Genomic DNA, 20,220 nt, shown 5'->3' on the forward strand with positions numbered 1-20,220 from the left:
CTAGAGAGGCGTGCGATCCAGCCATCTTTGCCATACGGACTCGTCGCCGAACAACGCGATACCGGTGTCACCAACCCGGACTCGGCGCGTCATCGCCAACAACAGCTCACTGGCCGCGCCACGCAGCGCCACGGTGCCCTTGCCGTGCTCGTGCGCCCAGCTGATCTGGCCGCCGTCGAGGGCGATCGTCCATTCGCCGCCCGACTCCAGCCCGGGGTCAGTGGCATGCAAATGAACTGTGTCGCTGCCCTCGATCGGCAAAGGCGCGCCGTCGGCTCCGGCCCGAATCGCGATGCGCTCCAAGAACTCTTCGATTCCGTCGGCCGCCACGTCGGCCGGCACCGTAGCATCAGCCCCGAGTGCGATGGCCGCATCCGCGCGGTGCACCGCGTTCTCGTGCAGCCGGCGACGGATCCACCAGTTCGCGGGTCGAGGGCCGAGGAACGTCCACACTGGAGTCTCCGCACCCGTGAGCTCGACCGCGTCGACTAACCGCTGGGCGCCGCCGTTCAGCCACGAGATCGCATCGTCAAGGTCCGGGGGCGGCTTGCCGGCTTCGACGCTGCGAAAGTCCAGAAAGCTGTCCATCCGATCGCGCACGATCTGCGCGGCCCACCGGTCGCCGCGACCGACGTGGCGGAAGAGTTGCTCGATGGTCCAGCCCGGGCAGGCCGGTACCGGCGTCGATTGATCGGCGGTGCGGATCAGTTCTCCGAACGCGCGAGTCTCCTCCAGGTAGGCCGACGCTCGATCCACTCCGGTGAGGTTACTCGTCCTGTCAGTACACCGATACCGAGTTGGCTTGAGCCCAGGCCTTCTCAGCGTCCGAACCACCGGGCGGCGGGACGAGGCCGTTGATCATCCACAGGTCCTCACTGGTCTCGTCGACGTGGAACTCCCAATGCAACTCGGGGTGCGCCTCGACCACGGGCGTCAGCAACCGGCCAATCCAGCGGGTGATCCGCTGACGATCCGCCTTGTCAGCGGAACTCCGTGCGATGTGGTCGATGGCGATGCGCACACCAACCTGCGTGGGCTCGCCCCCGACGTAGAAGTCTTCGGGTCTGGCCTCGTTGAAGATCGTCACCACGTAGAAGCGGGGCAGTCCCGCCTTCTCGTACTGATCAGTGATTCGGCCGGCGAGTTCACGCTTGCCCGCATCGCTGAAGATCCCGGGCGTGTGGTGAATCATCCAGAGCGGCATTGCAATTCCCTCCCCTTCAGCTCGCCAGCGAAAACGTCAGATTTTCCACCGGGCCGGACAGCGCCGCTTTCACTTTGACGGTCACGTCGTCGGTGAGCACCTCGACGGCACCGGCCTCTAGGCCGTCCACGATGCGCTTGGCCACGTCGGCCGGGGTCGCCTTCTGCCACGGAATCGCCGAGACCATATCGGTGTCGATGAACCCCGCATGGACCCCGACGACCTGGGTGTGTTGCGCCGCGAGTTCTGCCCGAAGCGAGTTGGTAACCGACCAGATAGCGGCTTTGGACGCACCATAGGCGCCGCTCCCGGCCAGCCACGACAGCACCGAATGCACGTTGACCACCGCACCGCCGCCATTCGCGGCCAGTATCGGCGCGAAGGTCCGTGTCACGCGCAGTGGCCCAAAGACGTTCGTGTCGAAGGTTTCTGCGACGCCGTCGAATTCACCGGTCAACAATGAGTCGGGAATCAACACGCCGGCGTTGTTGAACACGATCTCGGCATCCCCGGCGATCTCGGCGAGTGCTGCGACGGACTTCGCCGAACGCACCTCGAGCTGGTGGGTGACCACGTTGGGCCGCTCGTCCACGAAGGGCGACCTGGCCGTGGAGTACACCTTGCGCGCCCCGCGGGCCAGCACCTCGTCGACCAGGGCCGCACCCAAACCTCGCCGGCCGCCTGTCACCACGACGACTTTGTCCGCTACTGCAACCATCCCACCGCTCCTCCTAGCTGAATAACGATAACGTTAGTGAGATATAATCACTGCTGTCTGAGTAACGCAAGCGTTAGTCATGTGAGGGACGTCATGAAGTTTGAAGACAAGTTGCGCGATCGGCAGCAGTGGTCGATCGGCGACGGATGCTCCATGGCGAAAGTCCTGGACCTACTGAGCACCAAGACCGCATTCCTGATAATCCGTGAATGCTTCTACGGGACAACACGATTCGAAGACTTCATGGAGCGAATCGGCGCTTCGGCACCAGCGGTATCACGGGCCATCAAACAGCTCGAGGCAGCCGGGATCCTCACCCGGGTGCCTTACCAGGAACCGGGGAAGCGAGCGCGGGACGAATACCGGTTGACTGCGGCGGGCCGGGATCTGCTGCCGGTCTTCTTGTCGCTGATGCAATGGGGCGACAAGCACCTGCAAAACGGCCAAGGCCCGCTCAGGTTCGTTGCCGCCGACACGGGCCGACCTGTCGGAGTGCGCCTCACCGACGACCCCGATGCACCGGGACCGAACCCTGACGAGATCGAGGTCAGATTGAATCGCGGGTTCCAGCGGGCCCGATAAGGCCCCGGGGGAACCGTCGGCGCGCGCACGTCAGACATGTTCACGGGAAGCGTGCCGACGCCGTAACGTCTCAGGCATGCGCACCCACGGATGGGGCGGTGCCAAGCCCGCGACCGACGAAGAGGCGGTCGAACGCATCCTCGATGCCGCCAGCCGGGCCATCGACGAACGTGGCGGAGACATGCGAATCGCCGACGTGGCACGCACCCTGGGCGTCTCGCGTCAAACCGTCTACAACTACTTTCCCGGCACGAACACCCTGGTCGAGGCCGCCGCCACCCGGTCCAGCATGAGGTTCCTGGACAGGCTGGCCGAGCACCTGGCGGGCATGACCGACCCTGTCGATGCTTTGGTCGAAAGCCTGGCCTTCACCCTGGAGTGGTTGCCGGACGACAAGCACGTGCAGTTGATGCTGGTACACAACTTCGCCAAGGCGTCGACCGGGGTGACGTCGGAGCTGGGGATCAAGTTCGGCCACGGGCTGTTGGCGGGTCTGGACGTCGACTGGGCGTCACTCGGCCTGGGCGACGCCGATCTCGACGACCTGGCGGAGTACACGCTGCGAATTCTGCAGTCCTTCATGATCGATCCCGGCCGCCCGCCGCGCACCGGCGAGGTGCTGCGCGCGTATCTGCGACGTTGGGTGGCCCCGGTGCTGATCGCGGAGATCGCGGCCCACCGGGTTTGACCAGTGCCGCCGCAGCGGCTTGACGATCTGGGTAGCATGTCCAGTCGAGTGAGGTGATGGCATTGACTTTCGACACAGTGGTCGAAAACGGTAGGTGGTTCGACGGCACGGGTGGTCCCTCGGCGATTCGCAGTATCGGCATCCGCGACGGCCGGGTGGCCGCCGTGTCCCCGACGCCGCTCGACACCGACGGTCGCCCGAATGTGATTGACGCCAAAGGCAAGTGGGTGATACCGGGCATCATCGACATCCACACCCATTACGACGCCGAAGTGCTCGCGGCGCCCACCTTGTCGGAGTCGCTGCGACACGGCGTGACCACGATCGTGATGGGCTCGTGCTCACTGTCCACCGTGCACGTCGACGCCGGTGATGCCGCTGACCTGTTTGGCCGGGTAGAAGCGATCCCGCACGAGCACGTCGTTCGCATCGTCGGTGAGCACAAGACCTGGAACAACGCTCGCGAGTACATCGACGGCTTGGAGTCACTGCCGCTCGGTCCCAACGTGACCGCGTTCATCGGTCACTCGGACATGCGGACCTCGGTGATGGGCTTGGACCGGGCCACCCGCAAAGATGTGACACCCACCGCGGCCGAGCAGGCCCGGATGGAACAGATGCTGACCGAGGCCCTGGATGCCGGATTCCTCGGAATGTCCTCGCAGCAGCTGCTTTTCGACAAGATCGACGGTGAAACCTGCCGATCCCGTACGCTGCCGTCGACCTACGCCAAGCGCCGCGAACTGAGCCGGCTCAAGACACTGCTGCGCCGCACCGGACGCGTGCTGCAGTCCGGTCCCGACATCAGCCATCCGCAAAACATCGTGTCTCAAGCGCTGCAGTCGTTGGGCATCCGTGGGCCGCTGTTGAAGACCAGCCTGCTGGCCGCCGCGGATATGAAGTCGGCTCCGGGGACCGTGTGGTTGACCAGCGGGCTTGCCGCGTTGGTGAACCGCTTCGGTGGCGACTTCCGCTTCCAGCACTTGCCGGTGCCCTTCGAGGTGTACGCCGACGGGATCGACCTGGTGGTGTTCGAAGAGTTCGGCGCCGGGGCGGCGGCCCTGCACCTCAAGGACGAACTCGAGCGCAACGAACTGCTGCGCGACGAGGAGTATCGCAGACAGTTCCGTAAGGACTACGACACCAAGTTCGGCCCGCGCGCCTGGCACCGCGATTTCTTCGACGCCGAGATCGTCGCGTGTCCCGACGAGTCGGTGGTCGGCAAGTCGTTCGGCGAGGTCGGAGTGCAACGCGGCGGCCTGCACCCGGTCGATGCGTTCCTCGATCTGGTCCTCGAGCACGGCACCGCAATCCGTTGGCGCACAACAATTTCCAACCACCGGCCGAAGATGCTGCGTCGCCTGGCGCAGATGCACGGATTGCAGGTGGGTTTCTCCGACGCCGGAGCCCACCTGCGCAACATGGCCTTCTACAACAGTGGGCTACGGCTGTTGCGCCACGTGCGGGATGCCGCGAACGAAGGCCAGCCCTTCCTGTCCGTCGAACGAGCGGTGCACCGGCTGACTGGTGAGCTGGCCGACTGGTACGGCTTGGATGCCGGTCATCTCAGAGTGGGCGACTGGGCCGACTTGGTGGTCATCGACCCAGAGCGCCTCGATGACTCGCTGGATGCCTACCACGAGGCCAATATCGAAGCCTATGGCGGACTTTCGCGGATGGTCAACCGCAACGACGCGACGGTCAACGCAGTATTCGTCTCCGGGCGCGAGGTATTCCGGAACGGGGCACCCACCGAGATTCTCGGACGCGAGCGTACCGGCGGATTCCTACGGGCCGACGGTCAGCCACGCAACGTGCCTGCCCCCGTCAGCGCATAGGTCGGCGAGCCCCGAGCCGGAACACGCGCCAACCGGCGCGCTCCCACTTAGCCACCTCGAGGCAATTACGGCCGTCGACGACGACACGTCCACGGACCCAATCGGCGAGCGCTTCGGGGTTGAGGTCGACGAATTCCTGCCATTCCGTCAGCACCAGGACGGCGTCGGCGCGCTCGCAGGCCTCTTCGACCGAAACCGCATAGTTCAACGTGGGAAACAGCCGGCTGGCGTTGTCCAGCGCCTTCGGGTCGTACACATTGACCGCGGCCCCGTTGAGCTGCAGTTGGCCCGCGACGTTGAGAGCGGGCGAATCGCGCACATCGTCGGATTCGGGTTTGAAAGCCGCACCGAGCACGGCGATGTTGGCACCCAGCAGCGAGCCACCGCAGGCTGCGGTGGCCAATTCGACCATCCGGGTACGGCGTCGCATGTTGATGCTGTCCACCTCGCGTAGGAAGGTCAACGCCTGGTTTGCGCCCAGTTCGCCGGCCCGGGCCATGAAGGCCCGAATGTCCTTGGGTAGGCATCCGCCGCCGAAACCCAAACCGGCGTTGAGGCATTGGCGGCCGATGCGGGGATCGTATCCGAGTGCATCGGCCAAGACACTGACATCGGCTCCGGCCGCCTCGCACACTTCGGAGATCGCGTTGATGAACGAAATCTTCGTTGCCAGAAAGGCGTTCGCGGAAACCTTGACCAGCTCCGCGGTCTGCAAATCAGTCACCAGGAACGGCACACCCGCCCCGAGCAGCGGACTGTAGACCTCCCGCACAGCGGCCTCGGCTCGCTCCGAATCATCCTGCACGCCAAGCACAATGCGGTCCGGGTTCAGCGTGTCATGCACGGCGTAACCCTCCCGGAGAAATTCGGGATTCCAGGCGATTTCGACATCGACGCCCTCGGGGGCCAACTCGGCGGCCCGCCGGGCCAGCTCTGCGGCGGTGCCAACCGGAACGGTGGACTTGCCGATCAGCACCGATGGCCTCTTCAGACGCGGGACCAGCGCATCGATGACAGCGTGCACGTGCCGCAGATCGGCACCGTATTCGCCTTTCTTCTGCGGCGTGCCGACGCCCAGGAAATGGACATCGGCGAACTCGGCAGCCATCTCGTAGTCCGTGGTGAAACGCAACCGTCCAGCAGCAAGGTTGGCAGTCAACAGCTTTCGCAGGCCGGGCTCGTAGAAGGGAATGTCGCCCCCGGCGAGCTTGGCGACTTTGCCCGGGTCGATGTCGACTCCGATGACCTCGTGCCCCAACTGCGCCATTCCCACAGCATGGGTGGCGCCCAGGTAACCGGTACCAAAGACGGTGCAGCGCATACCACCGTGTGTAAGTGGCCGCGATGAGCGAACCGCATCGCGACGCTGAACAGCAGACGGCTACCCGGCGAAATCAGATGCCAGGGATGCCAGGGATGTTGAACCCTCCGCGGCCGCCGCCGCCGCGGCCGCCACCTTTGCCACCGCCCTTGCCGTGGCCACCGCCTCCGCCGCCGCCGGGAAACTTCCCTATATTGGGCGGCTTGCCGCCACCACCGCCACGGCCCGGCGGATCCAGCGGGAACTGGGGAGTGAAGATCGGCGGGACCACCGGCACCGGCACGGGAATCGGGACCGGAGCGGGCGCGGCCGGAACCGGAGCCTGCGGAACCGGTGCGGGCGCCTCCGGAACCTGGACCGGCGCTTGGGGCACGTTCACCGGCGCCTGGGGAACCTCCACCGGCGGCTGCTCGGGGGCCGGCGCGGGCAGTTGCTCAGGAACCGGCGCCGGTGTTTGTTCGGGAACCGGCGCGGGCGCCTGCTGCGGCGCCGGAGCGGGCGCCTGGGGCACCTGCTGGGTCGGCACCACGATCGCCTGGCCGGGTTCGGGCCGGTTGCTGGAAGTGTGCCGGATGCTGACCGCCAACGAGACGACCAGCGACGCCACTCCGATAACGAAGATCGACGCCAGGACGCTGCCGAGCAGCGCAAATGGCTTCCGATCGTCCTGATCAGCGTCGACCTCGTCTACGTCGACGGCGCTATAGGCCAGACCGGAGTCGACATTCTCGAAGTGGGCCGGGTCGAGCGGCAACGGCAGGTGGACCCCGGTGCCGGGGTCCTGCGCCCAGGCCTGCGCCGCGGTGGACGACACCAGCAACGGAGTGTTGGCCGACGCCAAAGCCGCGCCCCGAGCGAGGGCAGTCTCCGGCTCTTCGGGCGCCGTGACCGGAAGGGAGGTGGCAGCTTCCAGGGCCGGCTTGATCATGGGCACGTCCACCCCGGAGCCGACGACGAACACCGCGTCCGGGCGCGTTGCCAGCGCCTCGGCCTCCGACACCAGTGCAGCCAGTTGGGCCACCGCGGTCTCGTCGTCGTCGACCAGCGGCTGACGGTGAATGTCGGCGATCGAGCCGTCGGCACTGTCCACTACGGCCAGCGTCGCGGCGTCCGGTTCGATTAACAGCAATGCCGTCTGGGCGTAGTTGGTCTCGCTGCCGACCGAATGTGCGAGCGCAGCAGCAGCCAGAAATGCCGAGATCAACATGACGTTCTCGACCTTGCGGGTGGCCAACGCGTCGCGCAGTGCGGCGGCCTGGGCTGGATCCCACCAGGTCACACCGGTCGAGGCCAGCTCATAGCCGCCTTCGGCCGCGCCTTCACGGGTGCCCAGGATCGCTGAGATGACTTGATCGGCTGCCTCGGTCGATGCGGTACGAGGGTCGGTGGCGACGTCGAACTTCTCTTCGTCGACCAGGGCGCCGTCGCCATTTTCGCCTTCAACCAGGACCATTCGGACAGCCGAGGGCGCCATCGACACGCCAAGAACGGTGTCCACTACTCCCCCATTCGAATGCTCGGATCCCCCAACCCGCTAGTAACAACGTACCCACCACGGGGGCGGCATTCCCTTTGAGTTCGTTGTGTAATTGGACTCACTGCGTGGGTAGTGAGGGCTTTCGGTGTGAAGCAGCGCAGGGGATTTCGCGATTTCCGCGCCGCGGCTACACAGTCAAAGCCCAGGCTGCACGCCCATTCGGCCCGTTCTTCTACCTGTGACCGTGGCCGCCGCCACCGCCGCCGAAGCCACCGCCGCCGCCGCCGAAGGGACTGTGACCGCCGCCACCGCCGCCGCCGATGCGTCCGCGACCGCCGCCACCACCACCGCCGAAGCCGCCGCCACCGAACGGACCGTGAGCGCCACCACCACCGAAGGGCCCTCGACCAGCGCCCGGGCCACCGCCGCCGCCGAAGGGCCCGCGATCAGCACCCGGCCCACCGCCACCGCCAAAGGGCCCTCGACCAGCGCCCGGGCCACCGCCGCCGCCGAAGGGCCCGCGATCAGCGCCCGGGCCACCGCCGCCGAAGGGACCGTGACCGCCGCCACCGCCTCCGCCGCCAAAGGGACCGCGATCAGCACCGGGAACGCCACCGAAGGGCCCGCGACTCCCGCCGAAGGGACCGCGGCCTGGATTCGGTGACGGAACCTGTTGTGGCGGAGTCCGGATAACCGGCGCCTGCGGGACCGGGTTCTCGACGCGCGGTGGCGTAGCGGGGATCGGGGCGCGTGGGGCTGGCAGCTGGGGTTGCTGGCGCGGCACCTGGACCACCGGCGGCCGCAGCAACGAGTCTGGGCCGGGGATCCTTACCGGCGGCACCACGATGGGAACGACGGGCGGGGCCGCGATCGGTTCGGGTAGCCGCGGAGCCGGCAAGTCCGGGGCAGGTAAGGCGGGAGCCGGCAAGGCGGGAGCAGGCAAGACGGGAGCCGGCAAGGCGGGAGCCGCGGGAGCCGGCGCGGGCAAGGCGGGAGCCGCCGGAGCCGGCGCGGGATTGGGCGTCACGGCGCGCGGTACCGCCGGGCCCGGTACGTCGATCTTGTGTTGCGGTGCGGCCACCTGGGTAGGTGCCGGCGCAGGCGCGGCGGGTTCGACGAAGTGGTTTTCTTTCGGTCGGGGCTGCAACGCAACCGTCGGACGGATGTTGATCGCCAGCGCGACTTCCAGCGCGACCACCGCCGCGATTGCCACCACCGCCAATCCACTGCCCACCAGTAGCGCTGGCCTGCGCCGTTCCTTCGTAGCAACGACTTCGTCCGAGACGTCGCCGTAGGCCAGGTCGGTCGCGACCACCTCGTCGGGATCCTGCGCGTAGGCCAGGGCTGAGGTGGACGACGCGAACAGCGGCGAGTGCCCCGCTGCCAGCGCGGCCCCGCGGGCCAGCGCCATGTTGGGTTCCTCGGGCAGGCTCACGGGCAGCGTGGTGGCAGCCTCCAGCGCCGGTTTGATCATCGGCACATCGACGCCGGAACCCACCACGTAGAGGCCGTCTGGACGGGTGCTCATGGCTTCGGCGCCCGAAACTAGGCCGGCCAGCTCGGCCACTGCGGTGTCATCGTCTTCGGCCAGCGCGCGGCGGCGCACGTCGCACAGCGACCCGTCGCTGGTATTCACCACGGCCAGGGTGGCGCTCTGGGGCTCGATGAACAGCACGCCGGTCCGCTGGTAGCCGACGGATTCACCGACCGCCTGGGCCATCGCGACCGAGGCCAGGAAGGCCGAGACCAGCATGACGTTTTCGACCTTGCGGGCGGCCAGCACGTCACGCAGGGCGGCCGCCTGGGTTTGATCAGTCCAGCTGACTCCGATAGAAGACAACCGCAGCCCCGCGTCGACGGCGCTTTCGCGGGTGCCCAGAATGGCCGCCACTACCTGGTCGGAGGCCACGGTAGCGGCTGTATCGCGGGGCAGCCGGAAGCTGTCTTCGTCAACGATGACGCCGTTGGCGTCTTCGCCCTCGACCAATGCGATGCGGACATCCGTGGGCGCCACTGACACCCCGAGCACGACGTCCAATACCCCTCCCCAAACTTCCACCCGCAGACCGAATTCCATTGTGCGCGCGGAAGCTGTGCGGCGGCTACGTGATTCGTATGAAGTTTTGATACGACCGCGACGGAGTGGGTCCGCGCTGTCCCTGATACTTCGACCCGGCGCGGGAACTGCCGTACGGATGTTCAGCCGGGCTGGTCAGACGCAGGATGCATAACTGGCCGATTTTCATGCCCGGCCACAGCGTGATCGGCAGGTTGGCGACGTTAGAGAGTTCCAGGGTGATGTGGCCGCTGAAGCCGGGGTCGATGAAGCCCGCGGTCGAATGCGTTAGCAGTCCCAACCGGCCCAGCGACGATTTGCCTTCCAACCGTCCAGCCAGATCGTCGGGCAGGGTGCACACTTCGAGCGTCGAGCCGAGCACGAACTCACCCGGATGCAGCACGAACGGTTCACCAGCTTCGGGCTCGACCAGGCTGGTCAGCTCGTCCTGCTGTTTCGCCGGGTCGATGTGGGTGTAACGGGTGTTGTTGAACACCCGGAACATCGAGTCGAGTCGCACATCGATGCTGGACGGCTGGACCAGGGTGTCGTCGAACGGGTCGAGGGCCAACCGGCCCGCGGCGATTTCGGCCCTGAGGTCGCGATCGGAGAGCAGCACCCGACGAGCGTATCTGCCGTACGGGTGCGTGTTCGGTCAGCGGACGTAGATTTCGTCGCCGCTCGGGTATCCGCCGCCGGTGGTGGTGACGTGGACATGGTCATAGTGGCCGTAGCCGCCGGATTGAGCGCCGCCGCCGGGCGTGTAGTAAACGTCGCGCCAGATGGCGTCTTGGATGCCGAACCGATCCGCGTTCTGCATCACGAAGGTGACGATCGCGTTGCCCAACTCGATGCCCGCGTCGGAGCTCGGGTCCGGGATCATCACGTCGACCGCCAGACCGTCCGGATGCCATCGCAGCGCATCGGGCCGGACGCCGCCGATCTGGTGAATCTCCGGGAAAAGTGCGCTGATGGCGCGCGCCACCAGGATGGTGCGGACCTGTAAACCGGCCTCGGGAGCAACCCCGACCGGGAACCCCGTGGCTCCGACGAGGCCAGCGCGGGAGCGCGATGCAGGGGCGACCTCTTCGAGGTTGAATTTCATTCGAGATGTGTCGAATTGCGGCGCCGCGGCTGCGGTGGCGAGCTCTATGCCCCACGGGCCCCCAGAAGCCACCTTCTGGTCGCTCCGCCCGACGGCGGCATGGATGTCACCGCCGACGGCGAAGAACACGGCCCCAGAGGCTATGGCTGCACCCAGCACCGCCGGGGCTTTCCGCCTCTTCCTAGCTAACGCGTGCCTGCCCACGGATGGTCACAATACGAGGTTGAAAATGATAACGAAAGGGTAAACGTGACAATCTCACCGTTGTCATTGCGCGAATGGGTAATGGTTGTCCAGATTACGCATTCGCCATTTTGCATGCTTTAGGCGGCCAATCAGCCCGTCATTTGCACGTTACAACCTGGTGGCGACCCGTAAACCAAGCCGGTGCCGGCAACCCGCAGACGGGTGCCGCCAGCCTGACCCCAGGGTGCCAAAAATATTGCGGCGCCGATAATTTCATTCTGCCCGGCTCGACCGGAAGACCAATGCCGGCGAGCCAGGTGTCGGGGGCGCCAGGCCGCTTCAGCTCGAGATCGGCACCCCGCCAGACCGAGGGCAGGTGCCCCGAACATTGACCCGAAACGGGGCGTTCGCCGGCACTCCAGTTATCTCCGTCACGTCGCACGCTCGAGTGCCAATTTGGATCCCTGCGGCGCCGGAAACGCCGGTGAGGTTCCCGGTCGGTCGCTCGGCGGCCGATGCTAGCCTTTCTGGGCAACTGCGCCGATGTAGTTCAATGGCAGAACATCAGCTTCCCAAGCTGAATACGCGGGTTCGATTCCCGTCATCGGCTCCACATAAGCGCAGTTCAGCGCTACTTAAGCCCGTTGCAAAACCATTCGGGGTAGAACGCTCTCAGTCAAGCGCCTACGGGGTTAGGAACACCCCAACCACCCACGCGACGGTGGCGAGCAATGCGGCAGCCAACTCGACACCCATCGACAATGCGACACCCTTCACGGCGTGCATCGTCGAGGTCCACGCCAGCCGCTGGTCTCCGCGGGCGGCAAGCTCGGCCACGTAGACACCCAGCACGAAGCCGATCACCAGCCCGATCACCGGGATTACGAAGAAACCAATGATGCCCACAACCGCGCCCGCCACCAGACTCAACGTGCGCACGTCGGCGGCCCGCATCCGCTTCACGGGCCAGGTGTATTTGATCAATGTCGCCACACCGAGCAGCGCGGCCACCACGCCAAGTGTCACCCACGCAGTGATGTTGTTCTCGACGACGGCCCACACCACGATCGCGCCGAACACCAGCAGCGTGCCCGGTAATAGCGGCACCACGATGCCGATGATTCCGACGGCGATCGCGAGCGCCACAAGGACGATGCCGGCAGCACTCATGTTCTCAACGTATCTCTAGTGGCGGCAGCCAGGGACTATCGCCGCTAGCGGCCCGGAGGAGCCAATCGGTAAACAGCACCGGCGTAGTCGTCGGTGACATACACCGCTCCGTCCGGTCCGACTACCGCGGCCACCGGGCGGCCCCATCGGGATCCGTCGTCGGCTTGGAAACCGCCGACCAGAGTCTGCTGATCTCCGAGAGTGCCGTTTCGCCAAGCGAAGAAAGACACCTCGGGTGCGCGTGGCGGCTTGCGGTTCCACGAACCATGGATGCCGACCAGAGCACCGTCCGCATATGGCGCTGGCAGCGCAGCGGTGGTGAACGCCAGCCCTAGCGGCGCTGAGTGAGCACCCATGCTTTGCTCGACCGGCGGTAGCGTTGCACAGTTGAGCTGAGATCCGTTCTTGTTGGTCGACATGTCGCGGATGAACGGCAGATTTGCGGGTCCGCCGTCGGGATTGCAGTAGGGCCAACCTAATTCGCGTCCAGGCGTGAGGCGTGCCAGTGACTCGGGCGGATGATCATTGACGTACCCGACGTCGACGTTGCCATCCGGGTCAGGTGCGTTATCGCGGTTATTGACCGCCGTCCACAACGAGCCGTCCGGCGCAATGGCCAGGCCGGTTCCGTTGCGCACACCAGTGGCGAACGGCTGTGGGGCGCCCCCGCCAGGCGGAATCCGCATGATCGTCGCCCTAGGCGGCTTAGCGGTGCGGTCCTGCGGAGATATGTTGGCTGTCGAACCGATCGAGAAGTAGACAGCACCGTCGGCACCGACGGCGACGCTCTTCAACGCATGTGCGTAAGCGCCATGAAGATCGGGGCTCCGCGCGTCGGGAAGGCCATCGGCGACGGTCCGGCCGCCGGTGGCCTTTCCGTCGGCGTAGTCGTACGCATCGATCTGGTCGCTTTCGGCGACATATAGCGTCGAGCCCGCGAACGCCATGCCGTGCGGTTGGTCGAGACCGCTGAGCAATGTCGACTGTTGCGGCGCGGCACCAGGTTTCGGTGTCAGCTTGACGATCTGCCCGCTGGAAGGAACCGATACGAGCAGGGCGCGGTCGGGAGTCCATATTTCCAGGCGCGCCTTCGGTATTCGTGCCCAGACCGAGATTGTCCAGCCGTCGGGAATCAACGCCTGTCGCGGTTGGTCGAGCGGTGCCTGCGCCAGGTCGCCGGCAATGCCGACGGGAGCAGATACCAGCTTGCCTGATGCCGGCGCAGGCGGCGCGGGTCTGGGCGGTGACGGTTGCAGCCGCGGGGAGCCAGTCGTGCACCCTGCCACCACGACGATGCCGACCAGAACAGCGACCAGCACTTCACGCGGCGGCGAGATTCGCATGCGTCTCCCAATCAAGCAGTTCGTCCGATTGAACGGCGGTCACACGCGGCGTTCGTGCTGTGGATGCTGACGGCTACATCGTCACGCATACCCGACGGGATCGTGATCAATCCGCCGTCGCGACGATCCCGTCATCGGCCCACTCTGACCAGCCGCGACGGCAAACGGAGACAAAGCAAGCGAGTACGGCACAAAGCCCGATACAAAGCCGCACCTGCGTTCGCTACCGCTAAGCCATCACAAGTGCTCTTTCAGATGGTTCACCAAACCTTGAATGAAGCTCTCCATTGACGGCGCCCTCGGCGCGTAGCCGTCTGCGGCGTGGTACATCCGCGAGACAGTGAGCAGCTCACACGGCACACCACACGCACGTAGCCGCTCGGCGTACGCCACGTCCTCGGCGTAGTACAGGTCGAGATCGCCAACACCGATCCAGGCGGGCGGGAGGCCCGACAGGTCATCACGCCGCGCGGGTGCCGCGTAAGGCGGCGCGTCGGAGCGCCGCGGCTCCCGGCCGAGGTAGGCAGTCCACCCGAACCGATTGGATTCGGGGGTCCACACGAGCCGGCCGCGGCCCTCGTTGTGGTCGTTCAGCACGGTGCGGTCGTCGAGCATCGGGTACATGAGCCCCTGAGCTCGCAGTGTGAACCCCTCGTCATGGCTGCGCTGCGCGACAGCCGCCGCCAAGCCGCCGCCGGCGCTCCTCCCCACGACAGCGATGCGATCGGCGTCAATATCCAAGTCGTCGGCGTTCTGGCGCATCCACTGCAACGTCGCCATGCAGTCGTCAAGCGCTGCAGGGAAAGGATTTTCAGGGGCCAGGCGGTACTCCGGAGACACGACGACAGCACCCAACTCCCTCGCGAGCCGTCCATGAGTTACGAGCTCGAGTTGCGGAGACCCGACGATCATCCCGCCCCCGTGCAGTGCGAGCACCGCCGGCCGTTTGCTCCGATGTCCGGCAGGCGTCACGACAAGAACCCGCATTGCAGCGTCGCTTATCGATCGCACGGCGACATCGACGCCACTGCCCGGCGATGCCTTGATCCGGTAGATGGGGCGGAGGGCCGGCAGTGTCTTGGCCGAGTGTGTGACCGTCATAAACGGCAACACCGGGCTGCGCAGCTCGGGCGCTACCTGGGCGAGCGCGTCGCGCATCCTGAAATGCCGACGGCCGGCCAAGGCGACGACCCCGACAGCGGCGAGCGTCGCGATCTTCCTCATGGACGGTGAATGTAATCGTTCACGGGTGGTAGCGAACCTTCGTCGGAGGCAACGGCGCGGCGGATGCCCGGGTTCGAACGCCGCGAAGCCGAGCCGCTCGGGGTGCAGGATTGACAACCCGGTACCACGGGTAGTGGGTACCCAGGCGGCGCGGGTGTGCGCCGTCAGCGGTACACCGAAGGGTCACCACACCGATGGACAACCATTCCGCCACGCAAGTGAAAGTTGCTAGCCCGCCCCACGACGAACTGCGCCGGGGCGAACTTCCGATCTCGCCCGACGATGACCCGTTCTACCAGGCGCCAGAGGGCTACGAGCACGCGGAACCGGGCACGGTGTTGCGCTCGCGCGAGGTGGAGATCGGATTCCTCGGTCTCATCAGCCAGCGTGTAAAAGCCGTCCAGTTGCTCTACCGCACCACGAATCTTCACGAAGAACCGGAAGTCGCCGTGACGACCGTGCTTGTCCCGGCACAGCGCAAGTCGGGCGTCGCCACTCCGGTGCTCTCTTATCAATGCGCGATCGACGCCGTGGAGTCGCGCTGCTTCCCCTCGTTCGCGATGCGGCGCGGCGCGCGACCGATCGGCGCATTCGTCCAAGCCGAGTACTTGTTGGTGACAGCCGCGCTGGCCGAAGGCTGGGCGGTATCCGTACCGGACCACGAAGGCTGCCACGGCATGTGGGGCGCACCGGTCGAGCCCGGCTACCGGATTCTGGACGGGCTGCGGGCTGCGATACGGTGCGAGCGCTTGAATTTGTCGGCGTCTGCACCGATGGGTCTGTGGGGATATTCAGGGGGAGGCTTGGCGTCGGCCTGGGCGGCCGAACTGTGTGAGCGATATGCACCCGAGCTCAATATCGTTGGCGCCGTTCTGGGTTCGCCCGTCGGCGACCCGGGGAGTGTGGCGCGCCGCCTCAACGGCAGCTTCTTCGCCGGCCTCGCGGCGCTGATGATCTCCGCACTCACGCAAGTCTTCCCCGGCGCGCAGAGCGTCGTCGATAACCACGCGACCGACGAGGGCAAGGCGTTGCTCGACAAGTTGCAGACAATGACGACGGCTCAGGCAGTCTGGCAGCTGCGCAATGTCGACATCGGGTCCTACGTCGACATGACGGCCGACGAGCTGTGGGACCTACCCGAAGTGCGTCACATTTTCGACGAGACCAAGCTCGGCAAATCCCGGCCCAAGCCACCCGTGCTGGTCATCCAGGCGGTGCACGACGGAATCATCAGCGTCGACGATGTCGATGCACTAGTGGCTGAATATGAACGCATTGGTGCCGCCGTGACCTATCACCGCGACCGGTTCTGTGGTCACCTGCTGTTGCATCCGCTGTCGGCGCCTATGGCGCTGCGGTGGCTGCGCGATCGATTCACAGACCGGCCGGTGGACGAGCACAAAACCCGCACAGTGTGGCCGACGCTGTTCAACCCGTCGACGTACTTGGGCATGGTCAAGTTGGGTGTCATCACGGCAAAGGTCGTCCTCGGGCGCTCCGTCGAACGCCAACCGCTGTCGACAACGGATGCCAGGTAGCGCTGGTCCGGGAGCGCCGCAGGAGCCGGCGCTATCGCCCACCGATCCACGTCCGGGAGCGCCGCCGAAACCAGGTGTCTGGAAGGCGCCCAGGCCCCAATCGCCAACCGCCGTGGATTGATCCGATGGTGGGCGCGTTGGTGGTGGCGCGCCGGGATTCTGTCGCCGGACTACCGGCTCGTCGAGGCTGGCTTCGTGAACCGCGCGCATGCGTTGGGGCGGGAGGTGATTCCGTGGACCATCGACATTCCCGAGGCGGTGCGCGAACAGCTCGCGGCCGAAGTCGACGGCATCATCACCAGCTATCCGACCTGCTACGCCGCATACTGTCCGAGTAGTTGAGAACCACCGTCAAGCCAACGGGGTGCGTGGCGTCGATGTTTTCAGAGTCGACCGCCCGCCCCGCCTGCGCCACCCGCGCCGCCGGCGCCCCCCTCATCGCTCCCCGGTACCGGCTGCGCTCCGGGAGCGCCGGGCTGGCCAACATCGCCTGGTGGTTTGATAGACCCATAGTCCGCGGTTCCGCCAGTTCCGCCTTTGCCGCCGGGTCCGCCAGGCAAAGGATCGGCAAATGGACCACCGCCTTCGCCTTGGCCGCCGGTGCCACCGACGCCGCCATCGCCACCTGGGGCGGAGAGCCCGGTACCGCCGTTGCCGCCGACGCCGCCGGTGCCACCGTTGGTCCCGCCGGTGCCGCCGACGCCGCCTCGACCACCGGCACCGCCGGAGACGACGGCATCTCCTCCGCGACCGCCGCTGCCACCGTTACCACTGGCACCGGCACCTAAGTGTTCTCCGCCAGTGCCGCCGGTGCCGCCGGTTCCTCCGGGGCCGACAGCACCCTGTTCGCCGGTCGCACCCACGGTGGAGCCGGCGCCGCCCACACCGCCGACTCCGCCGTAGCCGCCAATTCCGCCCTGGCCGCCGGCACCACCGTGACCGGCGTTCAAGAAATTCCCAAACCCATCGCCACCACGCCCGCCGGTTCCGCCGTATCCGCCCGCACCGCCCCGGCCGCCGGCTCCGCCGGCGCCCTGGTTGCCGTCCACTCCTGAGCTAGCCCGGGCAACACCACCAGCCCCGCCGGTACCACCGGTGCCACCACTGGCACCGTTGAAACCGTCGCCTCCGGTGCCACCGGTGCCGCCGTTATACAACCCTTCAAAACCCTCGCCGTTGCCGCCGGTGGAACCAGTCGAACCCGACAAGCCTTGTCCCCCTTCCCCGCCGACGCCGCCGACGCCGCCATGCCCGCCGTTGCCACTATTCGTCCCACCGGCGCCACCGGCGCCGCCGGCCCCTCCCGTGCCACCGATGGTTGGGGGGACGCCTTCGCGATCGTTCCCCGGCATGCCCAAACCGCCGCTGCCACCTTTGCCGCCCTTACCGCCGTCGCCGTTGAGCACGGCGTCACCACCACGGCCACCGGCGCCGCCCGTCGCGAATGCGTCGCGGCCGTCGCCGGCGCCCTTGCCACCGGTACCGCCGTCGCCGCCGTCGCCGCGAATGGACCCACCCTGTCCGCCGTTGCCGCCGGCACCCCCTACCGTGCTGAGACTGCCACCCGTGCCGCCGTTCCCTCCGTTACCGCCGTCGCCGACCGACCCGCCGTTCCCGCCGTTTCCGCCACCTCCCGGTCTGAGGTGTAAGCCGTCACCAGCAAAAGCGTTGCCGCCGTTGCCGCCGTTGCCGCCGCTCTGAGGGCTGCTCCCCGCCGCTCCGGAGGTGCCGTTGGCCGAGTAGCCACCCTGGCCGCCTACGCCCGCGTTCCCTCCGTCGCCGCCCGGGCCGCCAGACTCGACAACAGTAAATTTGTCTGCGCCCAATACGCCGTTGCCGCCGTTACCGCCGTCGCCGGCGACGCCCCCGGCCCCACCGTTGCCGCCCTTGGCCATGGGGGCCGCGGCGGTACCACCGGCGCCACCGGCACCGCCGTCACCGCCATCGCCACCGTGACCTGCGACCGGACCTTTACTAGCGGCATCGTTGCCAGCTCCACCAGCAGCGCCGTTGCCGCCTGTGCCGCCGGTCCCGCCGTCGCCGGAGAATCTGCCGCCGTTGCCGCCGGCACCGCCCTTACCGCCGTCTCCGCCGTCACCGCTTGCCACGCCGCCAAGGCCGTTGCCGCCGTTGCCGCCGTTGCCGCCGTTGCCGCGCGTGCCGCCGTGGCCGCCTTGTCCGCCGTTGCCGCCGGCGCCGCCTGGGGTGGTGGCGTTGGCGCCGTTGCCACCATTGCCGCCGTTACCGCCGCCGCTGCCGACGGCACCGCCAGTGCCGGCGGCACCGCGAGTCGAGCCCGCACCGCCGCTGCCACCGCTGCCGCCCTCACCGACAAAGCCGCCTTCACCGCCGCCCCCGCCGTTGCCGGTGCCGCCGTTGGCGAACGAGCCGTCCTGGCCGTTGCCGCCGTTACCTGCTTTGCCGCCGGTACCGCCGTTGCCGCCGTCACCACCAGCACCTTGCACACCGTTGTTCCCCGAATCCGACAGCGCCTTACCCGCAGCGCCGCCGGTGCCGCCGCTGCCACCGGCCCCGCCTTTGCCGCCGTTACCGCCGAATTCGCCGAAGTCCCCAGGGTTTTTGCCGTGGCCGCCGTCGCGGGCATCCCCGCCGGTGCCGCCGTTGGCCCCGGCGCCGCCCTTACCGCCGTTACCGCCGTCACCGCCGTCGATGCCGCCGTCGCCGCCCGCGCCACCGGCACCGCCTTTGCCGCCGGCTTGCCCGTCGGTGCCCGAGATCGCCCCGGTGCTACCGGCGCCGCCGGCTTTGCCGGCCCCGCCCTGGCCGCCGTTACCGCCGCGGCCCACCGACCCGCCGTCACCACCGGCACCACCTTTGCCGCCGTCGGCGCCTGCGGTCAGCGCATCGGCCCCGGCGCCACCATTGCCGCCGTCACCGCCGCTGGTCGGGGTCGCGCCCGTAGCGCCGGTAGCGCCAACCGATGAACCCCCACCACCCTTGCCGCCAGCTCCGCCCTGTCCGGCGTCACCGCCCTTACCGCCGGCCCCGCCATTGCCGGTGCCGCCGTTGTCGAACGTGCCTTTCCCACCGTCGGCGCCGCGGCCGCCGGCACCGCCGTAACCGCCGTCTCCGCCGGCCCCGCCGGCACCCTCGACACCGTCATGGCCGGTCGCAGACAAGGCTTGGCCGGCGGCCCCACCATGGCCGCCAGCCCCGCCGGCACCGCCGTTGCCGCCGTGTCCGCCGTCTTGACCGTCGGCGCCGTCCGGCGACCCAAAGAAGTTCTGGCCGGAGCCGCCGGAGCCGCCGGTGCCGCCGCTCCCGCCGGTGCCGCCGTTACCGCCGTTGCCGCCATCGACGCCGCCGCTGCCGCCGGCGCCACCATCGCCGCCGGCGCCCCCGGCCCGGCCATCGCCGCCAAAGACAAGTCCACCCGGTGCGCCGCTGCCACCGTTGCCCCCGGCGCCGCCGTTGCCGACTCTGCCGCCATCACCGCCGGCACCGCCAGCCCCACCGTTGCCGCCGGAACCGACCGTCTGACCGGCTGCGCCGGTGCCGCCCGCGCCGCCGTTACCACCGGTGCTCGGGCTCAGGCCGGCAGCACCTGACGCCGCGCGGGTGCCGTTGCCGTTGTCCCCGCCCAGGCCACCGGCCCCGCCAAGACCGGAGTCACCGCCTTTGCCGCCGGTTCCACCGACACCGTTGCCGCCTGCGTTGAAGGTGCCGGTGCCCCCGGCCCCGCCTGCCATTCCCGTACCTGCGGCGCCGTTAGTGCCGTTACCGATCAGCGGGCGGCCGAGAAGAGCATT

17 protein-coding genes and 1 tRNA gene are annotated in these 20,220 nt (G+C 67.5%); 6 read left to right on the forward strand and 12 right to left on the reverse strand.

Annotated elements, in window-relative coordinates:
- The 3 genes from A5636_RS10015 to A5636_RS10025 are packed head-to-tail and all read right to left on the reverse strand — an operon-like array spanning position 1 to position 1,922.
- Complete coding sequence (locus tag A5636_RS10015; RefSeq protein ID WP_065158484.1) at positions 1-756, reverse strand: maleylpyruvate isomerase family mycothiol-dependent enzyme; 756 nt, start codon at positions 754-756, stop codon at positions 1-3.
- Positions 757-778: 22 nt separating this feature from the next.
- Positions 779-1,204, reverse strand: a complete 426-nt coding sequence (locus tag A5636_RS10020; RefSeq protein ID WP_065158485.1) for a tautomerase family protein — start codon at positions 1,202-1,204, stop codon at positions 779-781.
- 16 nt (positions 1,205-1,220) lie between these two features.
- Positions 1,221-1,922, reverse strand: a complete 702-nt coding sequence (locus tag A5636_RS10025; protein ID WP_065158486.1) for an SDR family oxidoreductase — start codon at positions 1,920-1,922, stop codon at positions 1,221-1,223.
- Between the two features lie 93 nt (positions 1,923-2,015).
- On the opposite strand from A5636_RS10025, the gene A5636_RS10030 reads away from it, so the two are divergent.
- The 3 genes from A5636_RS10030 to A5636_RS10040 all read left to right on the forward strand — a co-directional run bounded on the left by A5636_RS10030 (position 2,016) and on the right by A5636_RS10040 (position 5,030).
- On the forward strand, positions 2,016-2,504 hold the full coding sequence (locus tag A5636_RS10030; protein WP_065158487.1) for a winged helix-turn-helix transcriptional regulator: 489 nt from the start codon (positions 2,016-2,018) through the stop codon (positions 2,502-2,504).
- Positions 2,505-2,580: 76 nt separating this feature from the next.
- Entirely contained in the window at positions 2,581-3,192 is a 612-nt protein-coding gene (locus A5636_RS10035) for a TetR/AcrR family transcriptional regulator (RefSeq protein ID WP_065158488.1), read from the forward strand.
- 56 nt (positions 3,193-3,248) lie between these two features.
- On the forward strand, positions 3,249-5,030 hold the full coding sequence (locus A5636_RS10040; RefSeq protein ID WP_172827201.1) for an N-acyl-D-amino-acid deacylase family protein: 1,782 nt from the start codon (positions 3,249-3,251) through the stop codon (positions 5,028-5,030).
- Here A5636_RS10040 and A5636_RS10045 read toward each other — a convergent pair.
- From A5636_RS10045 to A5636_RS10065, 5 genes are all read right to left on the reverse strand, one after another.
- The gene (locus A5636_RS10045) at positions 5,020-6,351 is read right to left on the reverse strand and encodes a UDP-glucose dehydrogenase family protein (RefSeq protein WP_065158489.1); all 1,332 of its coding nucleotides are present in this window, start codon (positions 6,349-6,351) and stop codon (positions 5,020-5,022) included. The two genes, A5636_RS10040 and A5636_RS10045, sit on opposite strands and share 11 nt — an antisense overlap.
- A gap of 73 nt (positions 6,352-6,424) precedes the next feature.
- Positions 6,425-7,849, reverse strand: a complete 1,425-nt coding sequence (locus tag A5636_RS10050; RefSeq protein WP_253900553.1) for a DUF7159 family protein — start codon at positions 7,847-7,849, stop codon at positions 6,425-6,427.
- 211 nt (positions 7,850-8,060) lie between these two features.
- Positions 8,061-9,905, reverse strand: coding sequence for a DUF7159 family protein (locus A5636_RS26505; protein WP_065158490.1), 1,845 nt, complete (start codon positions 9,903-9,905; stop codon positions 8,061-8,063).
- Positions 9,906-9,930: 25 nt separating this feature from the next.
- Entirely contained in the window at positions 9,931-10,503 is a 573-nt protein-coding gene (gene dcd / locus A5636_RS10060; protein WP_065158491.1) for a dCTP deaminase, read from the reverse strand.
- Between the two features lie 36 nt (positions 10,504-10,539).
- Positions 10,540-11,193 carry a hypothetical protein gene (locus tag A5636_RS10065; RefSeq protein WP_065158492.1) on the reverse strand — a complete coding sequence of 218 codons (654 nt, stop codon included), beginning with the start codon at positions 11,191-11,193 and terminating at the stop codon, positions 10,540-10,542.
- Positions 11,194-11,714: 521 nt separating this feature from the next.
- Here A5636_RS10065 and A5636_RS10070 point away from each other — a divergent pair.
- Positions 11,715-11,788: transfer RNA gene (locus tag A5636_RS10070), tRNA-Gly, on the forward strand.
- 71 nt (positions 11,789-11,859) lie between these two features.
- On the opposite strand, the gene A5636_RS10075 is transcribed toward A5636_RS10070, so the two are convergent.
- The 3 genes from A5636_RS10075 to A5636_RS10085 form a co-directional block, all read right to left on the reverse strand.
- A complete protein-coding gene (locus tag A5636_RS10075) occupies positions 11,860-12,345 on the reverse strand; it encodes a DUF456 domain-containing protein (protein ID WP_065158493.1) in 486 nt (161 codons plus the stop codon).
- 44 nt (positions 12,346-12,389) lie between these two features.
- Positions 12,390-13,688, reverse strand: a complete 1,299-nt coding sequence (locus tag A5636_RS10080; RefSeq protein ID WP_065158494.1) for a PQQ-dependent sugar dehydrogenase — start codon at positions 13,686-13,688, stop codon at positions 12,390-12,392.
- A gap of 237 nt (positions 13,689-13,925) precedes the next feature.
- A complete protein-coding gene (locus A5636_RS10085) occupies positions 13,926-14,912 on the reverse strand; it encodes an alpha/beta hydrolase (RefSeq protein ID WP_065158495.1) in 987 nt (328 codons plus the stop codon).
- Positions 14,913-15,106: 194 nt separating this feature from the next.
- Here A5636_RS10085 and A5636_RS10090 point away from each other — a divergent pair, with 194 nt between their 5' ends.
- Complete coding sequence (locus tag A5636_RS10090) at positions 15,107-16,450, forward strand: lipase family protein (protein WP_065158496.1); 1,344 nt, start codon at positions 15,107-15,109, stop codon at positions 16,448-16,450.
- Positions 16,451-16,645: 195 nt separating this feature from the next.
- A complete protein-coding gene (locus A5636_RS10095; RefSeq protein WP_253900554.1) occupies positions 16,646-16,792 on the forward strand; it encodes a glycerophosphodiester phosphodiesterase family protein in 147 nt (48 codons plus the stop codon).
- 41 nt (positions 16,793-16,833) lie between these two features.
- On the opposite strand, the gene A5636_RS27590 is transcribed toward A5636_RS10095, so the two are convergent.
- The coding region (locus A5636_RS27590; RefSeq protein WP_172827202.1) for a PE family protein at positions 16,834-20,220 on the reverse strand (3,387 nt) is incomplete at its 5' end.

Source organism: Mycobacterium asiaticum, from assembly GCF_001673315.1.
Lineage (GTDB): Bacteria > Actinomycetota > Actinomycetes > Mycobacteriales > Mycobacteriaceae > Mycobacterium > Mycobacterium asiaticum_B.